At 65.7% G+C, this 23,874-nt stretch carries 25 protein-coding genes and 1 tRNA gene; 13 read left to right on the plus strand and 13 right to left on the minus strand.

All coding sequences use genetic code 11. From position 1 onward, the window contains the following. Nucleotides 1-84: 84 nt before the first annotated feature. The 6 genes from AB4Z00_RS18760 to AB4Z00_RS18785 all read right to left on the minus strand — a co-directional run bounded on the left by AB4Z00_RS18760 (nt 85) and on the right by AB4Z00_RS18785 (nt 4,178). Nucleotides 85-1,017: a bifunctional riboflavin kinase/FAD synthetase gene (locus AB4Z00_RS18760; RefSeq protein ID WP_207912873.1), complete on the minus strand. Its 933-nt coding sequence runs from the start codon at nt 1,015-1,017 to the stop codon at nt 85-87. A gap of 12 nt (nt 1,018-1,029) precedes the next feature. Next, nucleotides 1,030-1,515, minus strand: a complete 486-nt coding sequence (locus tag AB4Z00_RS18765) for a dihydrofolate reductase (RefSeq protein WP_442046895.1) — start codon at nt 1,513-1,515, stop codon at nt 1,030-1,032. 9 nt (nt 1,516-1,524) lie between these two features. Further along, complete coding sequence (locus AB4Z00_RS18770; protein ID WP_442046896.1) at nt 1,525-2,589, minus strand: 5-(carboxyamino)imidazole ribonucleotide synthase; 1,065 nt, start codon at nt 2,587-2,589, stop codon at nt 1,525-1,527. A 22-nt stretch (nt 2,590-2,611) separates the two neighbouring features. Continuing rightward, nucleotides 2,612-3,100 carry a 5-(carboxyamino)imidazole ribonucleotide mutase gene (purE, locus tag AB4Z00_RS18775; protein WP_431566981.1) on the minus strand — a complete coding sequence of 163 codons (489 nt, stop codon included), beginning with the start codon at nt 3,098-3,100 and terminating at the stop codon, nt 2,612-2,614. A 1-nt stretch (nt 3,101) separates the two neighbouring features. Further along, nucleotides 3,102-3,788 carry a 2,3-diphosphoglycerate-dependent phosphoglycerate mutase gene (gene gpmA / locus AB4Z00_RS18780; protein WP_132264404.1) on the minus strand — a complete coding sequence of 229 codons (687 nt, stop codon included), beginning with the start codon at nt 3,786-3,788 and terminating at the stop codon, nt 3,102-3,104. Between the two features lie 78 nt (nt 3,789-3,866). Continuing rightward, nucleotides 3,867-4,178 (minus strand): hypothetical protein, encoded by a 312-nt coding sequence (locus tag AB4Z00_RS18785; RefSeq protein WP_132264406.1) that lies wholly within the window; start codon nt 4,176-4,178, stop codon nt 3,867-3,869. A gap of 57 nt (nt 4,179-4,235) precedes the next feature. Here AB4Z00_RS18785 and AB4Z00_RS18790 point away from each other — a divergent pair. From AB4Z00_RS18790 to AB4Z00_RS18805, 4 genes are all read left to right on the plus strand, one after another. Further along, nucleotides 4,236-4,310 (plus strand) — tRNA-Thr (locus tag AB4Z00_RS18790). A 183-nt stretch (nt 4,311-4,493) separates the two neighbouring features. Beyond that, nucleotides 4,494-7,307, plus strand: coding sequence for a TonB-dependent receptor (locus tag AB4Z00_RS18795; RefSeq protein WP_442046897.1), 2,814 nt, complete (start codon nt 4,494-4,496; stop codon nt 7,305-7,307). Continuing rightward, a complete protein-coding gene (locus tag AB4Z00_RS18800; protein WP_314467717.1) occupies nt 7,307-8,425 on the plus strand; it encodes a phytase in 1,119 nt (372 codons plus the stop codon). Before AB4Z00_RS18795 ends, AB4Z00_RS18800 begins: the two co-directional genes overlap by 1 nt. A gap of 67 nt (nt 8,426-8,492) precedes the next feature. Then, a complete protein-coding gene (locus AB4Z00_RS18805) occupies nt 8,493-9,140 on the plus strand; it encodes a lytic transglycosylase domain-containing protein (RefSeq protein WP_442046898.1) in 648 nt (215 codons plus the stop codon). 143 nt (nt 9,141-9,283) lie between these two features. On the opposite strand, the gene AB4Z00_RS18810 is transcribed toward AB4Z00_RS18805, so the two are convergent. Next, a complete protein-coding gene (locus AB4Z00_RS18810; RefSeq protein WP_132264413.1) occupies nt 9,284-10,177 on the minus strand; it encodes a UTP--glucose-1-phosphate uridylyltransferase in 894 nt (297 codons plus the stop codon). A 127-nt stretch (nt 10,178-10,304) separates the two neighbouring features. On the opposite strand from AB4Z00_RS18810, the gene murA reads away from it, so the two are divergent. Then, nucleotides 10,305-11,588: a UDP-N-acetylglucosamine 1-carboxyvinyltransferase gene (gene murA / locus AB4Z00_RS18815; RefSeq protein ID WP_132264415.1), complete on the plus strand. Its 1,284-nt coding sequence runs from the start codon at nt 10,305-10,307 to the stop codon at nt 11,586-11,588. A 78-nt stretch (nt 11,589-11,666) separates the two neighbouring features. Beyond that, on the plus strand, nt 11,667-11,888 hold the full coding sequence (locus AB4Z00_RS18820) for a hypothetical protein (RefSeq protein WP_132264417.1): 222 nt from the start codon (nt 11,667-11,669) through the stop codon (nt 11,886-11,888). A gap of 118 nt (nt 11,889-12,006) precedes the next feature. On the opposite strand, the gene AB4Z00_RS18825 is transcribed toward AB4Z00_RS18820, so the two are convergent. Then, nucleotides 12,007-12,240: a ribbon-helix-helix domain-containing protein gene (locus AB4Z00_RS18825; RefSeq protein WP_134094783.1), complete on the minus strand. Its 234-nt coding sequence runs from the start codon at nt 12,238-12,240 to the stop codon at nt 12,007-12,009. Between the two features lie 169 nt (nt 12,241-12,409). Here AB4Z00_RS18825 and AB4Z00_RS18830 point away from each other — a divergent pair, with 169 nt between their 5' ends. After that, nucleotides 12,410-12,736 carry a YnfA family protein gene (locus tag AB4Z00_RS18830; protein WP_134094782.1) on the plus strand — a complete coding sequence of 109 codons (327 nt, stop codon included), beginning with the start codon at nt 12,410-12,412 and terminating at the stop codon, nt 12,734-12,736. Nucleotides 12,737-12,796: 60 nt separating this feature from the next. Here the strand turns inward: AB4Z00_RS18830 and phbB are convergent, their stop codons facing one another. Next, the gene (gene phbB, locus AB4Z00_RS18835; protein WP_132264422.1) at nt 12,797-13,519 is read right to left on the minus strand and encodes an acetoacetyl-CoA reductase; all 723 of its coding nucleotides are present in this window, start codon (nt 13,517-13,519) and stop codon (nt 12,797-12,799) included. 140 nt (nt 13,520-13,659) lie between these two features. After that, nucleotides 13,660-14,382, minus strand: coding sequence for a hypothetical protein (locus AB4Z00_RS18840; protein WP_442046899.1), 723 nt, complete (start codon nt 14,380-14,382; stop codon nt 13,660-13,662). Between the two features lie 385 nt (nt 14,383-14,767). Here AB4Z00_RS18840 and AB4Z00_RS18845 point away from each other — a divergent pair, with 385 nt between their 5' ends. The 5 genes from AB4Z00_RS18845 to AB4Z00_RS18865 all read left to right on the plus strand — a co-directional run bounded on the left by AB4Z00_RS18845 (nt 14,768) and on the right by AB4Z00_RS18865 (nt 21,031). Then, a complete protein-coding gene (locus tag AB4Z00_RS18845) occupies nt 14,768-15,235 on the plus strand; it encodes a DUF3576 domain-containing protein (RefSeq protein WP_132264426.1) in 468 nt (155 codons plus the stop codon). 71 nt (nt 15,236-15,306) lie between these two features. Beyond that, nucleotides 15,307-17,838, plus strand: coding sequence for a leucine--tRNA ligase (leuS, locus tag AB4Z00_RS18850; protein ID WP_442046900.1), 2,532 nt, complete (start codon nt 15,307-15,309; stop codon nt 17,836-17,838). Between the two features lie 86 nt (nt 17,839-17,924). Then, nucleotides 17,925-18,362: an LPS assembly lipoprotein LptE gene (lptE, locus tag AB4Z00_RS18855; protein WP_442046956.1), complete on the plus strand. Its 438-nt coding sequence runs from the start codon at nt 17,925-17,927 to the stop codon at nt 18,360-18,362. Nucleotides 18,363-18,423: 61 nt separating this feature from the next. Next, the gene (gene holA / locus AB4Z00_RS18860; RefSeq protein WP_132264430.1) at nt 18,424-19,482 is read left to right on the plus strand and encodes a DNA polymerase III subunit delta; all 1,059 of its coding nucleotides are present in this window, start codon (nt 18,424-18,426) and stop codon (nt 19,480-19,482) included. A gap of 148 nt (nt 19,483-19,630) precedes the next feature. Then, on the plus strand, nt 19,631-21,031 hold the full coding sequence (locus AB4Z00_RS18865; RefSeq protein ID WP_132264432.1) for a sugar transferase: 1,401 nt from the start codon (nt 19,631-19,633) through the stop codon (nt 21,029-21,031). 169 nt (nt 21,032-21,200) lie between these two features. On the opposite strand, the gene AB4Z00_RS18870 is transcribed toward AB4Z00_RS18865, so the two are convergent. From AB4Z00_RS18870 to AB4Z00_RS18880, 3 genes are read right to left on the minus strand one after another with little or no spacing between them, the layout of a single operon-like run. Continuing rightward, nucleotides 21,201-21,743: an LptA/OstA family protein gene (locus tag AB4Z00_RS18870; protein WP_442046957.1), complete on the minus strand. Its 543-nt coding sequence runs from the start codon at nt 21,741-21,743 to the stop codon at nt 21,201-21,203. 14 nt (nt 21,744-21,757) lie between these two features. After that, nucleotides 21,758-22,405, minus strand: coding sequence for an LPS export ABC transporter periplasmic protein LptC (gene lptC, locus AB4Z00_RS18875; RefSeq protein WP_442046901.1), 648 nt, complete (start codon nt 22,403-22,405; stop codon nt 21,758-21,760). A 17-nt stretch (nt 22,406-22,422) separates the two neighbouring features. Continuing rightward, nucleotides 22,423-23,046 carry a ribonuclease D gene (locus tag AB4Z00_RS18880; RefSeq protein ID WP_132264438.1) on the minus strand — a complete coding sequence of 208 codons (624 nt, stop codon included), beginning with the start codon at nt 23,044-23,046 and terminating at the stop codon, nt 22,423-22,425. Between the two features lie 138 nt (nt 23,047-23,184). Between AB4Z00_RS18880 and ung the strand changes: the two genes are divergently transcribed. Next, nucleotides 23,185-23,856, plus strand: coding sequence for a uracil-DNA glycosylase (gene ung / locus AB4Z00_RS18885; protein ID WP_132265279.1), 672 nt, complete (start codon nt 23,185-23,187; stop codon nt 23,854-23,856). The last annotated feature ends 18 nt before the right edge of the window (nt 23,857-23,874 follow it).

Below are 23,874 nucleotides of genomic sequence, written 5' to 3' on the forward strand. Positions count from 1 at the left end.
ATCGCGACGAAGCTCTGTGCGGCGCGCTCGCCACTCCAGACTAGTTTCAGGGTGATGTCGTTTCTTGAGGCGAGCGGACTTTGCTCAGCCGATGTGCGACAGCAGCTCGCGGGCCCGGTCGCAGTCCCGGCCCATCTGCGCCACCAGGGCGTCGAGCGAATCGAACTTGGCTTCGGGACGCAGGAAGTGGTGGAAGGCCACCTCGATCTCCTGTCCGTAGAGATCGCCCGAAAAGTCGAAGAAGTAAGGTTCGAGCAGTTCGATCGGCGGCTCGAACGTCGGGCGCACGCCCATGTTGGCGGCGCCGGGCAGCACGCGTCCGTCCGGCATGCGCCCGGTCACGGCGTAGATGCCGTAGCGCGGGCGCAAGTAGTTGTGCATGTCGATATTGGCGGTGGGGAAGCCGATGGTCCGGCCCAGCTTGCCCCCGTGCTGCACCACGCCGCGCGCTGCGAAAGGGCGGGTGAGCAGGCGGGTGGCGGTCTCGCACTCGCCTAGCTTCAGCGCGTCGCGGATGCGGCTGGAGGAGATGACGCCCCGCTCGTCGTGCACGGCGCCCACGGTGCGGCCGATCAGGCCGATGCGCGCGCCGACCTCGCGCAGGACCTGCGGATTGCCGCCGCGGCCCTTGCCGAACGTGAAGTCCTCGCCGGTGACGACCCCGACGCAGCCAAGCTGCCGGCCGAGCACCTGTTCGATCCAGTCTGCCGCTTCCATCGAGGCCATGGCGCGGTCGAAGTGGAGCAGCAGCATGGCGTCGGCGCCGGCTGCCTCGAACAGGTCCTGCCGCTGGTCCAGCGTGGTCAGGCGGAAGGCGGGCGCGTCGGGCTGAAACAGGCGGACGGGATGGGGATCGAACGTCGCGACGATGGCGGGCCGGCCGAGTTCGCGGGCCCAGCGGATGGCCTCGCCCACCACGGCCTGGTGGCCCTGGTGGAACCCGTCGAAGTTGCCGAGCGCCAGAACGGCGCCGCGCATCGATTCGGGAACGGGTTCGCGGTTGTCGAGACGAATCATGTCAGATCAGGCCTATAAGTCCCGGACCAGCGTGACGAAAGCGTGCGCGGGAAAATCACCCGCGGCGGGATGCTCCTCGCGCGCGGCTTCGCGCCATTGCGGGCCTGCCGCGGGCATTTCGGTATCGCCGGGATAGTCGGCGTGGATCTCGGTCAGTTCGATGCGGGGCGCCAGCGGCAGGAACAGGCGGTAGATTTCCGCGCCGCCGATCACCGCCACTTCGCCGTCACCCACCAGCGCCAGCGCTTCGTCCACCGAATGGGCCACTTCCGCGCCCTCGGCCGTCCATGCCGCGTCGCGGGTGAGCACGATATGGCGGCGGCCGGGAAGCGGGGAAGGGAAGCTGTCGAACGTCTTGCGGCCCATGATCATCGGCTTGCCGAGGGTCATGGCCTTGAATCGCCGGAGATCGGCAGGCAGGCGCCAGGGCAGGGCGCCGTCGCGGCCGATCACGCCGTTGGCGGCGCGGGCGTAGATGAGGAAGAGGTCCTGCGCCAAGGCTCTGGGTCAGTCGCGCTGGAAGGAGAGGCGGGTGACATGGCCCATCTTGCGGCCGGGACGCGCGGCGCCCTTGCCGTAGAGATGCAGATGGTTGGCCGGATCGGCGAGGATCTTGGCCCAGTCGTCGGCCTCGTCACCGATCAGGTTGCGCATTTCCACGGCATCGGCGGCCAGGCCGGTTTCGCCCAGCGGAAGGCCGCAGATCGCGCGGACGTGGTTCTCGAACTGGCTGGTGACTGCGCCCTCGATGGTCCAGTGCCCGGAATTGTGCACGCGCGGCGCCATCTCGTTGAAGACGGGTCCGTTCTCGGTCGCGAAGAATTCCAGCGTGAGCACGCCGACATAGTCCAGCGCTTCGGCCACTTTGGCGGCCAGCGCGCGCGCGGCGGGAACCTGGTCGAGCAGGCGCTGCGGTGCAGGCACCGTGCTGACCGAGAGAATGCCGCCCTCATGCACGTTGTGGGCGGAATCGAAGTAGCGGATGTCGCCATCCGCGCCGCGGCACAGGATCACCGAGAATTCGGCGAAGAACGTGACGAAGCCCTCGTAGATGAGCGCCTGGTCCGGAAGATCGAGCCCCTCGGCGTCTTCCGGCGTCATGATGCGCCACTGGCCCTTGCCGTCATAGCCGTCGCGCCGGGTCTTGAGGATGCCCGGTGCGCCGATCGTGGCGACGGCCCTTGCAAGGTCCTGGGCCGAATCCACGGGCGCGAAGGGGGCAGGGGTGCCGCCCAGTTCGGTGACGAAGCGCTTCTCGCTCAGGCGATCCTGTGCGGTTTCGAGCGCGCGGGCATGGGCCAGCAGCGGCACTTTGCCCAGCGCCGCGAGCGGCGCCACCGGCACGTTCTCGAACTCGTAAGTCACGACCGCGCAGCCCGCTGCGAAGCGGGCCATCGCTTCGGCATCGTCCCAGGCGGCACAAGTGAATTCCGCGCTCACTTCGGCGGCGATGGAATCGGCCTCCGGCGCGTAGATGTGGCAGCGATAGCCGAGCTGGGCGGCGGCCATCGCGATCATCCGGCCGAGCTGGCCGCCGCCGAGTATGCCGATGGTTTCGCCGGGAGGGATCATCTTCAGGTGCTTGCTCGATCGGTCAGGAGGGACGTTCGGCGACGCTCGCCGTCTGGTCTGCGCGGAACGTCTTGAGGCGTTCGGCCAGGGCCGGGTCGGCCGTGGCGAGGATCGCGGCGGCGAGCAGGCCGGCATTGGCCGCGCCCGCCTCGCCGATCGCCAGCGTGCCCACCGGAATGCCGGCGGGCATCTGCACGATCGAGAGCAGGCTGTCCTGTCCCGAAAGCGCCTTGGACTGTACCGGCACGCCCAGCACGGGAAGGTGGGTCATCGAGGCGATCATGCCGGGCAGGTGGGCAGCGCCCCCCGCACCGGCGATCACGACCTTGAAGCCTTCGCCGTCCGCACCCTTGGCGAAATCGACCAGCCGCTCCGGCGTGCGGTGCGCCGAGACGATCCGCGCGTCGTAAGCGACGCCCAGCTTGTCCAGCATGTCGGCAGCGCGCTGCATGGTCGGCCAGTCCGACTGGCTGCCCATGACGATGGCAACAGGAGCCCCCACCCCGCTCATGTCAACGCTCCGACAGGTAGTAGCGGTCGAGCACCGCGAGATCGTCTGCCAGTTCGTAGACGATCGGCTGGCCGGTCGGGATTTCCAGGCCGGTGATCTCGTCGTCCGAGATGCCCGAGAGGTGCTTCACCAGCGCGCGCAGGCTGTTGCCGTGGGCGGAGACGAGCACGTCGGCACCGGCCTTGAGGTGCGGGACGATCGAGCCTTCGTAGTAAGGCAGGACGCGTGCGATGGTGTCCTTGAGGCTTTCGGTCATCGGCACGTCGATCCCGGCGTAACGCGGGTCGGACGAGAGATCGAACGCGCTGCCGCGCTCCAGCACCGGCGGCGGCGTGTCGAAGCTGCGGCGCCAGATCTTGACCTGGTCGTCGCCGTGCTTGGCTGCGGTTTCCGCCTTGTTGAGGCCGGTGAGGCCGCCGTAGTGACGCTCGTTGAGGCGCCAGTCCTTGGTCTCGGGGATCCAGAGCAGGCCCGCGGCTTCGAGCGCGAAGTGCAGGGTGCGGATCGCGCGGGTCTGCAGCGAGGTGAAGGCGACGGTGGGCAGGATGCCCTTTTCCTTCAGAAGCGTTCCTGCGGCGCGGGCTTCTTCCTCACCCTTTTCGGTAAGGTCGACGTCCCACCATCCGGTGAAGCGGTTCTCAAGATTCCATTGGCTCTGGCCGTGGCGGACGAGGATCAGGCGAGGCAAGGCGTACTCCCAGGTCTCAGCGGCGATCCCCTCGGGAAACGCCCGTTGGCAGACTGACTCTATGTCTGGGCGCAGCCCCTAGCTTTCCGGGGCGGGTTTGGAAAGACCGGCTGATTCGTTTTCAGCGTTCGATTCGCCCGCAGCGGCGCTATCCGCGTCCCCTGCCGACGCTTCGCTGGCGGAGGCAGGGGCATCGGAAGCCAGTGCGCGTGCCTGGACCTTGCGGCGGCGAAGATTTTCCCGAAGCTTGGCGGCGAGCCTTTCGTCGCGGGTTTGCTGGGCTTGCGTCATGGTCAGGCGTCTTTCGGAACGGTCTTCGATGGGTCTGGAAATGGCTTTCTGAAAAAGAATGCGCAAGAGGCGCTTGACAATCAGGCCGGTCACGGACATTAGCCCGCCCCTGCCCCGGGTCGCCGGGACACAGCCTTTCCGGACACGGAAAAGAGCGCTGCTGTAGCTCAGTGGTAGAGCGCGTCATTGGTAATGACGAGGTCGGGAGTTCAATCCTCCCCAGCAGCACCATTCTCCCTTATCGAGATTCGGTGAACCGCAAGCAAGTTGCGGATGTTCCACGTGAAAACACGCGGACTGTGGCTTTTTTGCTGCACTGCAGCGATGTCACGAAAGTGCCATGGCATTGGCACGTAACTGTCACGAACCCTGCCTAGACGCGCCGCAATTCGTCGCAAAACAGGGTTCCAGTACATGAAAACCTCCTTCCGGATCGCAGCCGGCCTGCTCGCCTCGGCATCGTTCGCCACGATCGCGCACGCCGGCGAAGTCGCCGGCAGCGTTCATGACGCGTCGGGCGTGCGTCCGTTGCAGTCGGCTTCGGTTCGCATCGTCGAACTGAACCGCTCGRCCGAGACCGACCGCGGAGGCAACTTCATCTTCGGTGACGTGCCCGCCGGTACCTACACCCTGGAAGCGCGCTATGTCGGCGCCGAAGTGACCACGCAGTCGCTCACGGTTCCCGCGACCGGCCGGATAGCCGGCGACTTCAATCTGCCCGCGATCGGCGGCGGCGACATCCTCGTCACCGGCCAGACCGCAAACCTCACCAGCGCCCTGTCGCGCCAGAAGGCCGCCGACGGTGTGGTTTCCGTGCTGACACGCGACGCCGTGGGCCAGTTCCCCGACCAGAACGTAGCCGAATCGCTGCGCCGCCTGCCGGGCGTAAACATCCTCAACGACCAGGGCGAAGGCCGCTACGTTTCGGTTCGCGGCCTCGATCCCGACCTCAACGGCACCTCGATCAACGGCGTGCGCATGCCTGCGCCGGAATCGGACGCCCGCTCGGTCGCGCTCGATGTGATTTCCTCGGACACCATCGAATCGGTCGAAGTGAAGAAATCCTTCACCCCCGACATGGACGGCGATTTCATCGGCGCCTCGGTGGAGATCAAGACCACCAGCGCTTTCGATTCCAAAAAGAACCGCTATTCGCTCAGCGCCGAGGGCAGCTGGAACGACTATTCGGGCAAGGTCACGCCGAAGGGCTCGTTCGACTTCACCCAGAAGCTGGGCGACGATTTCGGCATCGCCGGATCGGTCAGCTACTACAAGCGCAAGTTCGAGACCGACAACGTCGAGACCGGCGGCTGGAAGCAGGACGTTAACGGCAACGCCTGGGCCGAATCGATCGAATACCGCGACTACGACGTGGAACGCACCCGCATCAACGCGGCGCTTTCTGCCGACTGGCGCGTCTCGGATACGACCAAGGCTTATGTGCGCGGGAACTGGGCGCAGTTCGACGATCACGAATATCGCCGCCGCACCACGCTGGACTTCAGCGACTTCGACGGCCCGAGCGATGTTACTGGATCGACCGCCACGTTCGATTCTGACGATGAGCGCATCACCGTGGAGCGCGACCTGAAGGACCGCTTCGAACGTCAACGCATCCGCAGCGTCGCCATCGGCAGCGATACCGATACCGGCACCTGGAAATTCAACTGGCAGGCCAGCTATGCCAAAGCGACCGAGAAGGAAACGTTCTCGATCGACCCGACCCGCTTCCGCGCCCGCTTCAATGAAGGGGTCGTGGTCTCCACCGACTATGCCAACAAGTATTTCCCGACCTACTCGGTGGACGCCGATCCCGACGGTGAATTCAATGACCCTTCGGCCTATGGGTTCAACAAGACCGAACTGACCACCCTGTCCGACAGCCAGGACGAGGAATGGGCGGTCAAGGCGGACCTCGCCCGCACCTTTGCCGGCGACAATGGCGACTTCACCGTCCAGGCCGGTGCCAAGGCGCGCTGGCGCAAGAAGTCCTACGACTTCAACATGAACTACTACGAACTGGCCGACGACGCGCCGGACTACACGCTGGCCGACGTGCTGGGCAAGCAGACCTACCGCCTGCTCGACATGGGCCCGGTCAGCAGCAAGCGCGGCCCGGCCGACTACCTGCTGTCGAACCCGGACTCGTTCGTCATCAACGACTACGAAAGCGGCATCCCTTCCGCTTCATCCGATTATTCGGTGCGTGAGGATATCGTTGCCGGTTACGCCATGGCCCGCTGGGACAGTTCGACGCTTCGAGTGATCGGCGGCGTGCGCATGGAGCGCACCCATAACGAATTGAACGGCAACGACGTGACCGATCTGAGCGAGGAAGAGGAATACACCGTCACGCCGGTCAACCTGAAGCGTAACTATACCAATTGGCTGCCCAGCCTGACGCTGCGCTACAGCCCGCAGCAGAACGTCGTCGCCCGTCTGGCCGGTTACAAGACGGTGGTGCGTCCCAAGCTTTCGCAGCTTGCGCCGCGAAACTTCATCAGCAAGGATTCCAGCAGCAACAATGTAGAGCTCGAGGCCGGCAATCCCGAGCTGAAGCCCTATCAGGCCTGGAACTTCGACACCGGCTTGGAATACTATTTCTCGAACAACGGTGCGCTCTCGGTCGGCGCGTTCTACAAGTCGATCAAGGACTACACCTACACCTACAACACCAGGGAAAGCGGCGTTTATCAGGGCACGGCTTATGACGAGCTGACCGTGCCTATGAACGGCGACAAGGCCGAGATCGCCGGTGTCGAGGTCAGCTTCAGCCAGGTCTTCTCGATGCTGCCCGCGCCGTTCGACGGCCTGCTGACGCAGCTGAACTACACCTACACTTACGCACGCGGCACCGTGTTCGCCGACGACGACGGCGTGCAGGTCGCGCGTCGCATCGGCCTGCCCAATGCATCGAAGAACACCTTCAACGCGGTGCTCGGCTATGAAAAGGGCCCGATCAGCCTGCGCGCCGCTGGTACTTTCCGCGACAAGTATCTCGACGAAGTGACGAGCTCGGCCGAGGAAGACCGCACGGTCAACCAGCACTTCCAGCTGGACCTCTCGGCCAAGTACAAGGTCACCGAGAATATCCGCCTCTTCGCGGACTGGGTGAACGTCAACAATGCCAAGTACTTCGCCTATCAGAACCTCGGCGGCGCCAAGCGCGTCCTCCAGTACGAGGAATATGGCTCGACCGTGAAGTTCGGCGCGCGGGTGACCTTCTGATGAAGGCAGCCTTCACGAACCTTTCGGGAATCGTGAAGCAGGGGTCGGGAGCATTGCTCCCGGCCCTTCTGCTTGGCGCCCTTGGCGGATGCGCGACGACGGGCGGGGCGCCTGCCGCCGTCATGCTTCCAGCCACGGATGTTCCCGCACAGGCCGAGACCGACCCGGTCGGCACGGCCAATGTCGATGCCGCCGACGATCCGGCGATCTGGCGCAATGCCGCCGATCCGGCCGCCAGCCTGGTGCTGGGCACCGACAAGAAGGCGGGGCTCTACGTCTACGGCCTCGACGGCAAAGTGCGGGACTTCGCCGCGGCAGGCGCGCTCAACAATGCCGACTTGCGCGAAGTGCGCTTCGCCGACGGTTCGCAGCGGATCCTCGTGGGCGCGAGCGACCGTACCGACCGCGCCGAGCCGCGCATCGCGCTTTTCGCGCTGGACGGTGCCACCGGCAAGCTGGCGGCGCTCGGGTCCGAGACGTTCCTGCCCGCCGGCCATGCCCCGGCCGAGGCTTACGGCTTCTGCATGGGCAGCCCCCTGGCGCGTGACGAACTGGCCCGCGCCTATGTCGTGCTCAAGGACGGCTCGGTGGCGGAGAGCCGCCTGGTCGAAAAGGACGGCCGGATTGCCGCGGACTACGTGCGGCTGGTGAAGTTCGCGACGCAGTCCGAAGGCTGCGTGGTGGACGATGCCGGCAAGGTGCTGTTCGTGGCCGAGGAAGACGTCGGCATCTGGAAGGTGCCGCTGGCCGGCGCCACCCTGGTGGCCGAGCCCTTCGCCCGTGTCGGGGCGCAGGATGGCCTCGTCGCCGATGTCGAGGGGCTGGCGATCGCGCGCGAGAGCGGGGGCCGGGCCTGGCTCGTGGCTTCCAGCCAGGGCGACAATGCCTATGCCCTGTTCGACTTGTCTTCGGGCAAGCTCTCCGGCCGTTTCCGCATCAATGGCGGTCCGATCGGCGGAACCAGCGACACCGACGGCATCGAAGTCGCGCTCGGCGATTTCGGTCCGCAGTTCCCGGAGGGCCTGATGGTCGCGCAGGACGGGGACAACGCCCCGAAGGCGCAGAACTTCAAGATGCTGTCCTGGCGCGCGATTCGCACGGCTCTGGGCATTCAGTGATGCGTGCCGACGCCCTGCGAATCTCCGGCCTTGAGGGGGTGTACCGGGCTGGAGTAACAGGGCGGCGATGACGCGGATCACGAATCGCATGATGGGAATCGCCGGCGCGGCCGTGATGGCTGTGTCTGGCTTGGCTTGTCCGCAGGCCGCCTTGGCCGATGTGCTCCAGGTCGGCACCGGAGGCTACCAGTGGGTGGCCGGCGGTCCGGCGGGGCAGGGCGGTGACACCGTGGGCGCGCAAGTGGCCGAAGTGGAGCCGGTTCCGGCCGGACTGGAAGCCTCGCAGCTCCATCCCCAGTCGATCACCCAGGCGCTCGATGCTGCGGGTCCCACCCGCTGGCGGGCGCGGGTGGCGGAACTCGCGGCCAAGTACGACATCAGCCCGACCCTGTTCGAAGCGGTGGTCTGGCAGGAAAGCCGCTGGAACGAGGCGGCGCTCTCACCCGTCGGCGCGCGCGGGCTGACTCAGCTCATGCCCGGCACGGCGGCGCAGATGGGGGTCAATGCGGGCGACCCGATGGCCAACCTCGAAGGCGGCGCGCGCTATCTGCGCATGCAGTTGGATGCTTTCGGCGGCGATATCGAAAAGGCGCTCGCGGCCTATAATGCCGGTCCCGGCCGCGTGCAGAAGGCGGGCGGAATCCCGCGCATCCGCGAGACCCAGGCCTATGTCGCCTCGATCATGGCGCGCCTGACGGACCCGGTCCGCCACTAAAAACGCGCCGATCGGTGTGATCGCTCACCGGCGGACAGAACGCCGGAGCCAGCGGTTCGACGCCGCTCTTCCGATCATTCCCGCCCAAGAAAAAAGCGCGCCTTGCGGGGCGCGCTTTTCGTCTGAATCACAGGGAAAAAGGCTCAGCCCAGGAGCTTCTTCGCGATGGTCCGCACTTCCTCGCCGATATCCGAGCGATCGAGCGCGATGGCGAGCGTGGCTTCCACGAAGCCGACCTTCGAACCGCAGTCGAAACGCTGGCCGGCGAAAGTCACGGCGTGGAACGGCTGCTGGCCGATCAGCTTGGCCATCGAATCGGTGAGCTGGATCTCGCCGCCGGCGCCCTTGCCCTGGTTCGCCAGGAGATCCATGATTTCCGGCTGGAGGATGTAGCGGCCCGAAACGATCTTGTTCGAGGGCGCTTCGGCCACCTTGGGCTTTTCGACCAGGCCCTTCACTTCGGTCAGCGCACCGCCGAGCACGTCGAGCGTGGCGCCCGGCGCGATCACGCCGTAGCTGGAGACTTCTTCTTGCGGCACTTCGAGCACCGAGACGAGGTTGCCGCCCACTTCGTTATAGGCTTCGACCATCTGCGCCATGCAGCCGGGCGAGCCGTACATCAGTTCGTCGGGAAGGAAGATCGCGAAAGGTTCGTCGCCGATCACGGCGCGGGCGCACCAGACGGCGTGGCCCAGGCCGAGCGGGACCTGCTGGCGCACGGTCACCAGGTTGCCGGGCTGGATGCGGGTCGGTTCGAGGGGATCGAGCGACTTGCCCCGTGAGGACATGGTCGCTTCCAGTTCATAGGCCGTATCGAAATGTTCGACGATCGCGGTCTTGCCGCGGCCGGTGACGAAGACGAACTCCTCGATCCCGGCTTCGCGGGCTTCGTCGACCGCGTATTGGATCAGAGGCCGGTCGACGACCGGAAGAAGTTCCTTCGGAATCGCCTTTGTGGCGGGAAGAAAGCGGGTTCCAAGTCCTGCTACCGGAAATACGGCTTTTCGGACGGGCTTTTTGAACTGTGGTGCAGACATGGGTAAAGGTCTGACTCCGTTTGGTTACAATGCGATTAAAGCCGCTTCGCAGATGCAGCGCAACAGTCTATCCATCTTTCTCCGAGGTGTGCTTGCTGCACGGCCAAATCCCGTTAAAGAGCGGGCCATGGACAAGATCATCATCCAAGGCGGCAAGCGCCTCTCCGGCACCATCCCCGTTTCCGGCGCGAAGAACGCGGCGTTGACGCTCCTGCCCTGTGCCTTGCTGACCGAAGAGCCGCTGACCCTGCGCAATCTGCCGCGCCTGGCAGACATCGACGGGTTCCAGCACCTGATGAACCAGTTCGGCATCTCGACGATGATCGCCGGCAGCCGTCCCGAAGATTTCGGCCGGGTGATGACGCTCCAGGCCACCCGCATCACCAGTTCGGTCGCGCCATACGATCTCGTGCGCAAGATGCGCGCCTCGATCCTGGTGCTCGGCCCGATGCTGGCCCGCATGGGCGAGGCGACCGTGTCGCTGCCCGGCGGCTGCGCGATCGGCAACCGCCCGATCGACCTGCACCTGAAGGCGCTGGAAGCGCTCGGCGCCCAGATCGAGATGGCGGCGGGCTACGTCCGCGCCATCGCGCCGGACGGCGGCCTTCCCGGTGGCCGCTATTCCTTCCCGGTGGTCTCGGTCGGGGCGACCGAGAACGCGCTGATGGCCGCCGTGCTCTGCACCGGCAAGTCCACGCTGCACAACGCCGCGCGCGAGCCCGAGATCGTCGACCTCTGCAACCTGCTGGTCGCCATGGGCGCGCAGATCGAAGGGATCGGCACTTCGGACCTCACCATCCACGGCGTGTCCCGCCTTCACGGCGCGACCTACATGGTCATGCCCGACCGTATCGAGGCTGGCTCCTATGCCTGCGCGGCGGCGATCACCGGCGGCGAAGTGACGCTGAAGGGCGCGAAGATCGAGGATATGGAAGCCACCGTGCAGGCCCTGCGCGATGCCGGCGTCCATGTCGAACCGACGGCTGACGGCCTCCATGTCGCGGCCGACGGTCCGCTGAAGCCCGTCACTCTTTCCACCGCGCCTTACCCCGGTTTCGCCACGGACATGCAGGCCCAGCTGATGGCCCTGCTGTGCCGTGCCGAAGGCTCCAGCGTGCTGACCGAGACGATCTTCGAGAACCGCTACATGCACGTTCCCGAACTCAACCGCATGGGCGCGCATATCGAGACCAAGGGCCGCACCGCCGTGGTCCACGGCGTGCAGAAGCTGACCGGCGCGGAAGTGATGGCAACGGACTTGCGCGCTTCGATGAGCCTGGTCATTGCCGGCCTGGCGGCGGAGGGCGAGACGCAGGTACACCGCCTCTACCACCTCGATCGCGGCTACGAGCGGCTGGAAGAAAAGCTCGCTCTGGTCGGCGCACAGATCGAACGGGTCGGCGGCGAGTAACGCAACCTATCGGCGCGATGGCGCGTTGCTCCCCCGAATACCCGAAAGGGTCCGGACACCCCAGGAGGAGCAACGACCATGGGCTTGATCAAATTGGCCGCAGCCGGAGCCATCGGCTACGCGCTTTACAAGTATGCCAATCGCGACGGCCAGCAGGCGGCAACCGCCGGCGGGTCCGAGAACTATAGCGTGCGCGATGCCGGGCCGGAGAACATGACTCACAAGCCGCCGCGCTGGTCCAAGACCGACGAGGCGATCGACGAGAGCTTCCCGGCCAGCGACCCGCCGTCCACCTACTGATTTCCTGCGGGAACACGATCTCCTGCGAGCCATCGCAGTGTACCCAAGGGGCGGGACCGCAAGGTTTCCGCCCCTTACCGTTTGGCGCCTGACCGCTTTGTGGCGCAAGGCCGGGCGTTCAGGCCTGCAGGGCCGCGACCAGCCATACGCGGATAGCGCTTGCCAGACCGGGCGGGGTATCCGCTTCCAGCCGCTCGGCATCGATCCGGGCCACGAGCGCGTTGATCGGAATCCCCCCTTCCGCGGCGACCTGGCGCAGCAGGTCCCAGAACACCGGTTCGAGGCTGATCGAGGTCTTGTGACCCGCGATCTCGATCGAGCGCTTGATCGGCGGGTGGTAGATCGACGTCATTGCCCTTGCCTAGCAGGCGGCGCGACCCGGGTGAATGGCCTGGAATCGCGTCAGGCTGACTTGCCGCTGATTCCGGGACGCCGGCGCTTTCGTCGCCCGCTGCCTCACCTTTGCGCCATGGCCCGAGAAGCCGGGAGACAGGCTGGCCGCCCCTCGCTATCGATCGGGAATGCAGAGCGTTATCATCTACATCGGCGCGGCGCTGGCCGAAATCGGGGGCTGTTTTGCGTTTTGGGCTTGGCTGCGGATGGGGAAGTCTCCCCTTTGGCTATTGCCGGGCTGCGTTTCGCTGGTGCTTTTCGCCTGGCTGCTGACGCTGGTGGACAGCAGCAATGCCGGGCGGGCCTATGCCGCCTATGGCGGAATCTACATCTCTTCAGCCCTGCTATGGCTCTGGATCGCCGAGGGCGTTCGCCCGGATCGCTGGGATCTCGGCGGAGTGGCCGTCTGTCTGGTGGGCGCGGCCATGATTCTCTTCGGGCCGCACAAGGTCTGAACCCAAAGGCCAGAAGAGCAGGGCGGACCGACCCGACGCGCGGGCCGGTCCGCCGATGGCTCAATACATGTGCTGGCCGCCGTTGATGCTCAGGGTAGAGCCGGTGACGAAGCCCGCATTGTCGGAGCAGAGGAAGGCACAGCCGCGCGCGATCTCGTAGGCGTTGCCGAGGCGGCCGACGGGGATCTTGGCGACGATCTTCTCAAGGACCGGCGCCGGGACGGCGGCGACCATGTCGGTATCGATGTAGCCGGGCGCGATGGCATTGACGGTGACGCCGTACTTGGCGCCTTCCTGGGCCAGCGCCTTGGTGAAGCCGTGGATGCCGGACTTGGCCGCGGCATAGTTCACCTGGCCGTACTGGCCGGCCTGGCCGTTGATCGAGCCGATGTTGACGATGCGGCCCCAGCCGCGCTCGCGCATGCCGGAGAACGTGGCCTTCGCCATGTTGAAGCACCCGCCGAGGTTGATGCGCATCACCTCGTTCCAGTCATCGAAGCTCATCTTGTGAAGCACGCCGTCGCGCGTGATGCCGGCGTTGTTGATGACGATATCGACGGGGCCGACTTCCTCGGTCACCCGCGCGACGCCGTCGAGCACGGCTTCATGGTCGCCTACGTCCCACTTGTAGGCGGCAATTCCGGTCTTGTCCGTGAAAGCCTTGGCCTTCTCGTCATTGCCTGCATAATTTGCAACTACGGTGTGGCCCCTCTCCTGGAGGGCCAGCGACACAGCCTCCCCGATACCCCTGGTTCCGCCGGTAACGATAGCAACGCGCGCCATTCAAATAGCCTTTCGCTTAGTGAGCATCCACCAAGCACAGGCTAGGAAATGCCGTGCGCAAGGGCAAGCGGAAGCCCTCCCGCAGCAAGCTTTAATTACGCCATGTCGGATTGAGAGAAATGCAGCCTGAGTTGCAAAAATCAGAACTTGAACTGCGTGCCCACATAGACTGCCTGGCTGTCCTGCCTGCCGTCGGTCAGGGGCACCAGGCGTTCGCGATCCTGCGAGTAGCGAACGCCTGCCGTCAGATCGAGATTGTCGGTCACGCGGTAGGCTCCGGCCAGGTCGACCTCACCCGCTTCGCCTACGAAAGTGTGCGGTGCGCGGCCAGGCGCGCGCTTTTCGTCGATCGACAGGCGCGTGGTGAACCGCGGCTCCTTCTGCGAAGGCGTTCCGGCCTGAAGGCTGAACTTCTTCAGTTCCGGCGCGTCGGCAAGGCCGCGGGCAGGGGGGGCGGGCGGAGTGATGTCGGCCGCGAAGTTCTGATAGCCGCGCGCCACGCCCAGGTTGAAGGCGGCGGGCGCGATCTTCAGGCCGCCGACGCTGGCCAGCTCGCTATGCGGCATCGGGTTGCGATTGCGCACGATGATCGCCTGCGCGGCTTGGGGATCGACGCGCACCGCCACCGTGACGGCGCGTTCGCGGCGGCCCGCGGCCCCGGCCGGGGTGAACGGGAAGGCATCGCCATTACCCAGCGAGCGCATGGCAATGGCGCGGGACAGGTTCTCGGGCGAAGTCTCGGCATCGAGCGCATCGAGGGCGCGATTCGAGGGATCGGCCTTGAACGTGGTGGTGAAGGCCAGGACGGCGCTGGGCAAGGCGAGCACGGTCACGCAGCAGGCCAGCATCATGCTGGTCCTCATGCCGCTTTTCGACGCGTGATTGCGCTCGCTTTCCGTCACTTCAAGTCCCAGTCGTCTTCCATTCCGGCAGGCCCCAATTCCGCCTTCCGGCGCCAACACATCCTGCCCGGCCATGCCGGCCTGCAGGATGGCGCGGCGAAAGGCGATAGCCGGTAGCTCCATTCTGGCCGCGGCATCTTAACACAGGCTGATCCACGCGGGGAAGGGGCAGAAAGGCGCTTTCCCGCGCCGCGCCGCCGTTCAGCAAGCGTTTAGCCTTGCAGGGGTTATGGCCGCAAGCTGAAGAAGCCGCACTTGCCGCCGGGCAATGGCGGCTATAGAGGCGTTTTACGGCAGGCGCGCGGAAAGTCCGGCGCCTTCGCCAAGACAGGAACTGGGAATTACGATGACAGGCAGCACCCATACCGGCCTTCTCTCTGCTCGATCGCTGGCAACCGCGGGCTTCTGCGCCGTGGCCGCGCTTGCACTGGCCGGCTGTGGCGGTGGCCGCAAGCAGGTGAATTCCTCGATCGCGCCCTCGGCGGTGACCACGATCGGCGTGAACAGCTACTTGTGGCGCGCCAGCCTCGATTCGCTCTCGTTCATGCCGCTGCTCCAGTCGGACAGCGCCGGCGGCGTCATCGTCACCGACTGGTACGTGAATCCCAAGCAGCCGGGCGAGCGCGTCAAGGTCACCGTCATGATCCTCGACAAGGACCTGCGCGCCGACGCCCTGCGCGTCACCGCGCAGCGCGAAGTCTCCGCCAACGGCGGCTGGGCTGCGGCACCGGTGCAGGCTGCCACCGTGCAGAAGCTGGAGGACATCATCCTCACCCGCGCCCGCGACCTTCGCCGCGATTCGATCGGCGGCTGATTGTTTTTTGAACGCGGCACCGGCCGGTGCCGCGACTGTGCGGGGGCTTACCCGCAGGAGACTCGATTAAGATGACCGAGCGGTTCGATCCGGCTCAGGCGGACACGCGCTGGCAGGCTGCGTGGGACGACGCGCAGTGCTTCAAGGCGGACGACACTTCGTCCAAGCCGCGCAGCTTCGTGCTTGAGATGTTCCCCTATCCTTCGGGGCGCATCCATATCGGCCACGTCCGCAACTACACGATGGGCGACGTGCTGGCGCGCTACAAGCGCATGACCGGCCACGAAGTGCTCCATCCGATGGGCTGGGACGCGTTCGGCATGCCCGCCGAGAACGCGGCGATGGAAAAGGGCGTCCACCCCGGCGGCTGGACGCGCGAGAACATCGCCAACATGAAGGCGCAGCTGAAGCGCCTGGGCTTCGCGCTCGACTGGAGCCGCGAGATCGCCACCTGCGAGCCGGAATACTACGGCCATGAGCAGGCGCTGTTCCTCGATCTCTACGCAAACGATCTCGTCTACCGCAAGGAATCGGCGGTCAACTGGGATCCGGTCGACATGACCGTGCTTGCCAACGAGCAGGTGATTGACGGACGCGGCTGGCGCTCGGGCGCGCTGGTGGAGAAGCGCAAGCTTTCCCAGTGGTTCCTCAAGATCACCGACTTTGCCGACGAACTGCTGGACGGTCTCTCCACGCTCGACAAGTGGCCCGAGAAGGTCCGCACGATGCAGGAGAACTGGATCGGCAAGTCGCAGGGCCTGCAGTTCAAGTTCGACCTCTCGGCTGAAATCGGTGGCATCGGCTCGGTCGAAGTCTATTCGACGCGTCCGGACACGATCTTCGGCGCCAGCTTCGTGGCCGTCGCCGCCGATCACCCGATCGCGCAGGCGGTGGCTGTGGGTCGTCCCGAGGTCGAGGACTTCATCGCGCTGTGCAAGCAGGGCGGGACGACGGCGGCCGAGCTGGAAACCGCGGAGAAGCTGGGCTTCGATACCGGCGTCAAGGCCAAGCACCCGTTCACGGGCGCCGACCTGCCGGTGTTCATCGCCAACTTCGTGCTGATGGACTACGGCACCGGCGCGGTCATGGCCGTTCCCGGCCACGACCAGCGCGACTTCGAATTCGCCACCAAGTACGGTTTGCCGATCCTGCGCGTCGTCGCGGCGAGCGAAGCCGATGCCGACAAGCCGTTCGACGGCGAGTCCGAAGCCGGTGACGGTGTCTGCGTCCACTCCGACTTCCTCAACGGCATGGCCGTGAAGGACGCCAAGGCCGCCGTCATCGCGCGTGCCGAGGCGGAAGGCTGGGGCGAGGGCAAGACCGTGTGGCGCCTGCGCGACTGGGGCGTCTCGCGCCAGCGCTATTGGGGCACGCCGATCCCGTTCATCCACTGCGAGGTTTGCGGCGTGGTGCCGGTGCCCAAGAAGCACCTGCCGGTCACGCTGCCCGAGGACGTCGATTTCACGACCCCCGGCAACCCGCTGGTGCGTCACCCGACCTGGAAGCATGTCGATTGCCCGCAGTGCGGCCATGCCGCGCGCCGCGAAACCGACACGCTCGACACCTTTGTCGACAGCTCGTGGTATTTCCTGCGCTTCGCCAGCCAGCCGGAAGATCGTCCGTTCGATCCGGCCAAGATCGCCGAATGGCTGCCGGTTGAGCAGTACATCGGCGGTATCGAGCATGCGATCCTGCACCTGCTCTACGCCCGCTTCTGGACGCGCGCGCTGGCCCGCATCGGCAAGATCGAGGTGAAGGAACCCTTCGCCAGCCTGTTCACGCAGGGCATGGTCACGCACGAAACCTATTTCCGCATCAACGATGCCAATGGCCAGCCGGTCTACTTCTCGCCCGGCGAGATCGAGCGCGGCGCGGAAAGCGCTACCCTCAAGGCCGATGGCGCCCCGGTCGAAGTCGGCCGCGTCATCAAGATGTCGAAGTCGAAGAAGAACGTCGTCGACCCCGATGAGATCGTCGCGACTTACGGTGCCGACGCGATCCGCTGGTTCATGCTGTCGGACAGCCCGCCGGAACGCGACCTGCCGTGGTCGGAAGCCGGCATCGAAGGCTGCGGCCGCTTCGTGCAGCGCCTGTGGCGCCTGTTCGCCCAGTACGACGCCTCGGCAACGGGCGAGGACAAGGCGATCGACCGCAAGGCGCACCAGACGGTGGCCGCGGTCGCTTCGGACATCGAATCGCTGGGCTTCAACAAGGCCGTGGCGCGCATCTACGAACTGACCGGCGCGGTGGAGAAGGCGGCCCCTTCGGCCAGCCGTTCGAACGCGATCCGTACGCTTCTGCTGCTCGTTTCGCCGATGATGCCGCACTTGACCGAGGAAGCTTTTGCCCAGTTCGGCGAAGGTCTCGTCGCCCAGGCGGCTTGGCCTGCCGTCGATCCGGCGCTGCTGGTGGAGGACGAAGTGACCGTGGCGGTCCAGGTGAAGGGCAAGCTGCGCGACACCCTGACCGTGGCCAAGGGCACGTCGAAGGAAGAGCTTGAAGCGCTTGCCCTTGCCAGCGAGAAAGTGCAGCGTGCACTGGATGGAGCCGAGGTGAGGAAAGTGATCGTCGTTCCCGACCGACTGGTAAATCTCGTCGCGTGAAGGGTTTCCAGCGCCCTCGTTTCCTGCGTCTCGTCAGCCCGGCTCTTCTCGGGGCCGCTGTGCTGTCCGGATGCGGTCTCCAGCCGATGTATGCAGGGGGCGGCAGCGGTGCCGTTGCGCGCGGGCTTCAGGGCGTGCAGGTCGCGGCGATCGAAGGGCGTGCGGGCTGGCTGGTCCGCAATGCCGTGGTCGATCAGCTCGGCGCGGAAAAGAGCGGCGTAGCGCCGCGCTACCGCCTCGACATCCGCCTGGACGACAAGCTCGAAGGCTTCGCCCTGCTTTCGGACGATACCATCGGCCGTGAACGCCGCACGCTTCGCGCGCGGTATCAGCTGGTCGACATGTCCAACAACGAGATCGTGCTCGACGCCACTGCCGGATCGGATGCGGGCATCGACGTCGTCTCTTCGGACTATGCGACGATCGCGGCGGAACAGACCGCGCTCGAAAACATGTCGAAGGACGTCGCCACCCGGATCGTCACCGCCGTCGCGCTGCGCCTGCGCGGCGACACCAAGCAGTAACCGGGCCGATGCGGCCCAGAGAAATGAGGCCAGCGCCCGTGCGTCCTTGCGGAGCGGGGGCGTGAAGGCCACCCAGAAGGACTTCGGCGGCCTTGCAGCCCGCGCCGCACAGCAGGCGCGGGTTTTCTTCTTCTGCGGCCCGGACGAGGCCGGCGCGAGCGATGCCGCGGCGAAGATCCTCTCTTTCCTGCCCGAACCGGGCGAGCGGGTGGAGATCGCCGGCTCCGAACTGCGCCGCGACCCGGTCAAGCTCGGTGACGAGGCGCGCTCCAATTCGCTGTTCGGCGGCACCTCGCGCCATATCTGGGTGCGCGCCCAGGGCGACGAGGCACACGATGCCGTCCAGATCCTGCTCGAAAACGAAGTGGACGCCTGCCCGGTCCTGATCGTGGCGACCGGCGCCACCGACAAGTCACGCACCGCCAAGCTCCTGGCGAATCGGCCCGACGGGCTGGTGGCGATGTTCTACCCGCCCGACCTATCGTCGGTGACCAGCGCGGTGCGCACGATGGCGAATGGCGCCGGCCTGAAGATGGGCAGCGACCTTGCCGAGCGAATCGCCCGGGCCTCCGGCCTGGATACCCGTCTGGCGCGCTCGGAAGTGACCAAGCTGGCGCTCTATCTCGATGCCAGCGCGGAGACGCCGCGCCCGGTGTCTGCCGCGGATCTCGATGCGGTGGGCGCTGCGACCGAGGATGACGATTTCGGACCGCTGGTCGACGCGGTGCTGGGCGGCAAGCGGGATGCGATCGGCCCCGAACTCAAGCGCTTGCGCGACCAGGGCATCAATGCCGTTGGCCTGCTGCTCGCCTTCGAGCGGCGCACGGCGCAGCTCGCCGGGCTGAATTCGCGGCTTGGAAGAAGCGGCGACGTGGCCGCCCTGATCGATTCGGAAGCGGCTTCCCGCCGAATTTTCTGGAAAGACAAACCAGCACTTGGGGTGCAATTGCGGATCTGGCGTGGTAATCGTTTGGAACGGCTGGTTGCCCGTCTTATTGCAATGCACCAAACCCTTTTGGGTAATAGCCAGGATGCTGACCTTCTTCTCGCGGAAGGGTTAGTCGAAATAGCTAGAATTGCTACGCTTGATGGCAAACAACGGATAAAAAGAACAGCTTAACTGAATCGGCTTTCCCGCGCCGATGGAATGTTCATAAGGACATTCGCCTATTGCAGTGCAGCACGGACTTTCATTCGTGGCATTGGTGGTAGGACAGGACGAGGGGATCCGGGGGGCATGAGTTCGACAATTCGGGAGTGTTGAACGCATGAATGCGCCATTTGCAGTATCGACCCAAGCCGTTCAGCGCTCCGAAGCAGACGAACTTCTCGTCGCACCTTCGCTCGAACGTAGGCGGCTTCAATGTTATCTTGCCTTGCTGGTTGGGGACCTTGTGGCCCTGCTGGCTGGCTTCGCACTGGCTGGCTGGCTTTATGATACCGGCCGGGGATTTCAGATGGCACTCGTCTACGGACAAGTGCTCTTGCCGATTTTCCTCACATTGGCCTTGTACAATGCCGCCTACTCCACCGACGCGCTTCGCGACGGCTGGCGAGGTATCTTCCGTGCGGAAGTGTCGATGGTGGTGGCGGTCGTCGTCGTCGTCTTCGTGCAGTTCCTCATGAAGTCCTCCGCCGAACTGTCCCGCGGGGCGTTCAGCGGCGGGGTGATCTGCGCCATGGGCTTTATCGCCTGGTCGCGGCTGCAGCTTCGCAGCTTCGTCCACTGGCGCTGCGGTGCCAATGTCATCAATGAGCTGATCATCGATGATGGCGGTCCGCAGCTGCGCATGCCGGGCGCGATCCGCGTCTCGGCGGCAGCCATGGGTTTGCGGCCCAACCTCAAGGACCCCGATTCGCTCGACCGCGTCGGCCTCGTGCTGCGCAACATCGACCGGGTCGTGGTGAGCTGCCCGGCCGACCGCCGCGCGGAATGGGCCATGGTGCTCAAGGGCGCCAATGTCGACGGTGAAGTGCTGGACGACGAAGTCGCCCGTCTGGGTGCCCAGGGTGCGCGCGTCACGGGTCAGCACGGCCTGCTGCTCGTCTCGGCAGGGCCGCTCGGAATACGCGAGCGCGCCATCAAGCGCATCTTCGACGTCGCCTTCTCCGGCGCGGCGATTCTGGCGCTCTCGCCGCTGCTGCTGGTCGTGGCACTGGCCGTGAAGCTGCAGGACGGCGGACCGGTGTTCTTCGTCCAGCGCCGGATGGGCCGCGGCAACCGCTTCTTCAACATGTACAAGTTCCGCAGCATGACGCAGGCCTTGTGCGACACGAACGGCAACGTCTCGGCCTCCAAGGAGGACCAGCGCATCACGCGGGTCGGCCGCTTCATTCGCGGCACCAGCATCGACGAGCTGCCCCAGCTCTTCAACGTGCTGCTGGGCGACATGAGCCTGGTTGGGCCGCGTCCCCACGCCACGGGCTCGCTGGCGGGCGAGAAGCTGTTCTGGGAAGTGGACCGCCGCTACTGGCAGCGCCACTGCCTGAAGCCGGGCCTGAGCGGCCTGGCCCAGGTGCGCGGCTATCGCGGCGCCACGGACCAGGAATCGGACCTGATCAATCGCCTTCAGTCCGATCTCGAATATCTCGAAGGCTGGACCATCATGCGCGACCTGCACATCATGTTCCTCACCCTGCGGGTTCTCGTCCACGATCGCGCCTTCTGACCCGTCGCGGAGCGCGGCCTTTCCCGAAGGCCGCATCCGCCCGGAAGAAGGTCCCGGCACAGCAAAAAGGCCGGTCATGACCTCAGGGTCGTGACCGGCCTTTTTGCTGTGCCTGCTGAATGCGCTTTCGTCCTGAGGGCGACCCCTCAGACGTATCGACCCTTCGGCGTCAGTTGGTCTTCTTGGGGACGTTGAAGGTGCCCTTGACGCGGCCTCCCGAGGCCGAGGAGACGCCGCTCTTGAGGTCCATCACGAAGCGGCCGCCGTGCAGGGTATCGCCGGTGCCGCGCTTGAGGCTGGCATTGCCGACCATCGTGATGATGCGCTGGTTGAAGTCGTAGATGGCGGTATCGCCGGTGGCCACCTGGTCCTGACGGGTGACGACGACATTGCCACTGGCGGTGATGCGCTGCACCTGGGTCTGGTCGCCCTTGGTGAAGTCGATCACCGTGCGCGCGCCGCGCAGGCGCAGGTCGGCCTGGGTAATGTCGACATTGCCGGTCAGCACGACCCGGTTCTGCTTGTCCTGCAGCTCGATGCGGTCTGCACCGAAATCGACGGGCGCATTCGAATTGTGGCCCGAGATCGCCTGCGCGCCCAGCTGCTGGCCGGCGGCGAACAGGGCCAGCCCGGCCACCGGGGCCGCGATGGCGGCGCGGAACAGGCGGGACTGGAGCAGGCCCGATTTGGACAGGCTGCCTCGGAAGGTCATTTTGGCGCGGGGGGTCATTGCGGCATCCTCAGCTTGCCGGGCGTAATGCGCATCCGGGCATTGCCTTCGAGCGTAATATTGCGGGTGTCGAGATCGGCGTGCATCTTGTCGGCCTTGAAGGTGCCGGAGGGCACGGTGCCCTGGACACCGCCCGATGCGACCGCCGTCTTCTCCTTGATGTCGACGTCCACCTTGCTGGTGGTCATCGTATAGCCGTCGGACGACTTGAAGTTGACCGGGCCGTCCACCGCCATGGTGTCATTGTCGAAATTGTAGGCACCGCGCGGCGCGGCGATGTCGGCCGGGCCGTCGCGCAAGTTCATCCTGGCGATGAGCTTCTGCATCTCGACGATGGGGATTTCGGGCGAGCGCTGCACCGCAGTGCCGGCCGTGACCACGAAATCGCGGCCCTGGTTGTCCTGGCCGCGATAGGCGGCGTTGTCGACGGCGATACGCTCGCCGGTGGTCGCCACCTTGTTACGGTCGAGCAGGAAGCTGATCTCGCCCCGCGGGGAGAGCGGCACCAGGATCATGACGGCCGCCACCAGCCCGATGCCCGCGGGCAGGGCTTTGGCAAGGAAGGCCACCATGCGATCGTGCGAGCCGCCGGGCGCGGCAGGGTGCCGGCGGCGGTTGCGGACCTGGTTGGCTTCGACCGACATGCCTGTTTACGCTCCGATCAGGCGGCTTCGTGGCTGAAGATATCGTGGTCCGGCCAGCCGGCCAGGTCGAGCCGGGCGCGGGCGGGCAGGAAGTCGAAACAGGCCTGGGCGATGTCGCTGCGATTCTCGCGCGCAAGGCGCATCACCAGGATCTGGTGCATCGCATGAAGGTATCGCACGTCCGAAGCGGCATAGTCCTTCTGCGCCTCGGTCAGTTCGGCGGCGCCCCAGTCGCTGGACTGCTGCTGCTTGGAGACTTCCTTGCCCAGCAGTTCGCGCACCAGGTCCTTCAGCCCGTGTCGATCGGTGTAGGTCCGCACGAGCTTGCTGGCGATCTTGGTGCAGAATACCGGTGCGGCGGTGACGCCCAGGTAGTGCTCGATCGCCGCGAGGTCGAACCGCGCGAAGTGATAGAGTTTCAGGCGCGCCGGATCGGCCAGCACCGCTTTCAGGTTCGGCGCGGCAAACTCGCTGCCGGGCGCAAAGCGGACGAGATGCTCGTCGCCCTGTCCGTCGGAAATCTGGACCACGCAAAGGCGGTCGCGCGGGGTGATCAAGCCCATCGTCTCGGTGTCGACGGCGACGGGTCCCGGCGCAAGCACGCCTTCGGGGAGATCTTCTTCGTGGAGATAGACAGCCATGGTCCGGAAATGCTTAGGGACTGGGCCTGAGTTAGGCAATGGCCAAGGCGGCCGGAGTTTGATCCGAACGCACAAGTCCGGGACGCCGATGGCCGTCGACAGATCGGGAGTAAGCCGCAAGTGGACGCTTCAGGAGCCATGCAGGGCGTGCCGCCATCCTGGCAGGCCGCGCTAGGTCCGGTGCTCGATTCCCCCGAATCGCGCCATCTCGGCGGCTGGCTTCAGGCCGAGGAAGACGCCGGAAAGCGGATCTATCCGCCGCGCGGCAGCCGCCTCAGCGCCCTGGAACTGACGCCGCTGGACGAAGTGCGCGTGGTCATCCTGGGGCAGGATCCCTACCACGGCGCCGGACAGGCGCATGGCCTGGCCTTCTCGGTGGCGCATGGCGTGCGGGTGCCGCCTTCGCTGGCGAACATGTACAAGGAACTGGCGACCGATTGCGGCGTCACGGCGCCGGGACACGGCAACCTGGAGCACTGGGCGCGGCAGGGCGTCCTGCTGCTCAACAATGCGCTGACAGTGGAGGAGGGCCAGGCCGGGTCTCACCAGAAAAAGGGCTGGGAGGCGATCACCGATGCTGCCGTGGCCGCCGTCGCCGCGAAAGCGGAGCCCTGCGTGTTCCTGCTCTGGGGCAATCACGCGAAGAAGAAAGCCATGCGGGTGCCGGGACTGGCCTCCAGCCATCACCTCGTGCTGACCGCGCCGCATCCCAGCCCGCTGTCTGCCCATGCCGGGTTCTTCGGCAGCCGGCCCTTCAGCCAGGCCAATGCCTTTCTGGAGGCCAACGGTCGCGGCCGGATCGACTGGTAGGCCGCTGGCGCCGCGTCA

Source organism: Novosphingobium sp. YAF33 (genome assembly GCF_052113265.1).
GTDB lineage: Bacteria > Pseudomonadota > Alphaproteobacteria > Sphingomonadales > Sphingomonadaceae > Novosphingobium.